Origin of the sequence: Peribacillus psychrosaccharolyticus ATCC 23296 (assembly GCF_000305495.1) — a bacterium.
GTDB classification, from domain to species: domain Bacteria; phylum Bacillota; class Bacilli; order Bacillales; family DSM-1321; genus Peribacillus; species Peribacillus psychrosaccharolyticus.
The window spans coordinates 1-1,659 of record NZ_AJTN02000098.1 but is presented as its reverse complement, the minus strand read 5'-3'; the positions used below and the strand labels follow the sequence as shown (position 1 = coordinate 1,659).

Annotated in this window: 2 protein-coding genes; both read right to left on the bottom strand. The window is 35.3% G+C overall.

The window, feature by feature from the left end; translation table 11 throughout:
• Nucleotides 1-302: 302 nt before the first annotated feature.
• Nucleotides 303-521: a DUF3006 domain-containing protein gene (locus tag WYK_RS06195; RefSeq protein WP_040373692.1), complete on the bottom strand. Its 219-nt coding sequence runs from the start codon at nt 519-521 to the stop codon at nt 303-305.
• Nucleotides 522-1,361: a ComEC/Rec2 family competence protein gene (locus WYK_RS06190; RefSeq protein ID WP_040373691.1), complete on the bottom strand. Its 840-nt coding sequence runs from the start codon at nt 1,359-1,361 to the stop codon at nt 522-524.
• Between the last annotated feature and the right edge of the window lie 298 nt (nt 1,362-1,659).

Sequence of the window (1,659 nt, the reverse complement as noted above, 5' to 3'; positions counted from 1 at the left end):
TTATTCAAAATAAATATATTTTAGATTAATAACTAAATATTTATAGTTAGCCTTTTATTAATAGGAAATATAGAAAATTAGTAGTAAACCCATTCATTTATGAGGAATCATTAGTTGTGGAGTGTTTCTCAGACATCACATAAAAGTTAAGTAAAAACACCATTACTACATAAAAAAAGGGATTATGGCATTCGCCAGCTACTTTCGAGAAAAATTAGTAAAAATATAAAACCAGGTGGAGAAAAACGACTCGTTTTTCTTCACCTGGTTTATTTTAGGGACTTATTTGACAACCCCCATTATTAATCCTCAAATAATTCATCCATGAGATCTTCAATCTCTTTTCTTAACTTTTCTGTGCCTTCTCTCGAAATGGTGATGGTATCGCCATCGAAAATCAACATGTCTCCGACTTTGACACCCTTGGGCAGCGTTTTTTTCGGAAAGTCCTTCATTTCCTTGCCGTCTATTTCAACTACAGCAATATTTCCCTCGAAACGATCAACAATTCCTTGTATCATTTACTTCACCGTCTTTACTGTAATCTTCGTACCTGTAGAGGTAAAAATAATATTTCCGTACTTGTCTGTCCGATAGGTAACAGCTTTAATCGATTTTAAGCGTTTGACCACGGTAGATGTAGGGTGTCCATAGCCATTCTTCCCTACACTAATCACCGCATATTTAGGTTGGGCTTTCTTAATGAATGCAGCCGATGAGGATGTTGCTGCGCCGTGATGGCCGACTTTCAGAACGTCAACACTCGGTATTAGTTTTTTCGCCAGCATATCTCGTTCAGATTCTACTTCAGCATCCCCAGTAAACAAGAATGTCTTTTTGTTATGTTTTAGAAGGAGTACGGCACTCCAGTTGTTTAAGTCAGACTTTGCATAACTACTAACCGGTGCAATGAATTTTAATGACGTATTCTTTGCCATCGTGGTTATTTCTACACCTGTTTTGGCCGTTTTGATTTTTAGGCCTTTCTTTTGTACGGCCTTTAGAAAATCCTTGTATGCTTGTGTAGAGTGTGAAATCTTCGGAGCATACACAGACTTTACTTTAAGGTTTTGAATTATATAAGCGAGCCCACCAACGTGATCAGCATCTGGATGAGTAGATACAACAGCTGTCAGCGTTTTAATCTTCTGTTTCTTTAGATAGGCGACAACCTCATCGCCTTTTCCTTTTCCTCCACCGTCAATAAGAATGTTTTCGTTTGGGGTTTGAATAAGGATCGAATCCCCTTGTCCAACATTGATAAAGTGCACCTTTACATTAGATGCTGCTTCTGTTTTTGATAATCCAGTAAATAATGATATGAATAGAAGTACTGCTAGTAAACTGTTTATTTTTTTCATTCTTTTCACAACCTCTCAGTATATTAGTCTACTTGCACCAGGTATATTTGTCTATGCACATTTTCGTTATTATACATTTTGTTAATCAATCTTATTTTTTTGCTTTTCGCCCACTTTGAAATACCGGAAAAATTAAACACATGATGAAGCGAAGAAATTTATTTGGACATCTTTAGTTCTTTGTTTAATCCAATTCCTATTATCACAAGAGGAATTTATTAACTTTTATAGAAACTAAATATATAAACCTGAAAGTAGATGATAATTTTGAAAATAAGGTGTCCCGTATGTAAAGAAT

Excerpts from the sequence above, each read along its gene's own strand:
- WYK_RS06190 (WP_040373691.1), bottom strand. The coding sequence starts at position 1,361 with ATGAAAAAAATAAACAGTTTACTAGCAGTACTTCTATTCATATCATTA.
- WYK_RS06195 (WP_040373692.1), bottom strand. The coding sequence starts at position 521 with ATGATACAAGGAATTGTTGATCGTTTCGAGGGAAATATTGCTGTAGTT.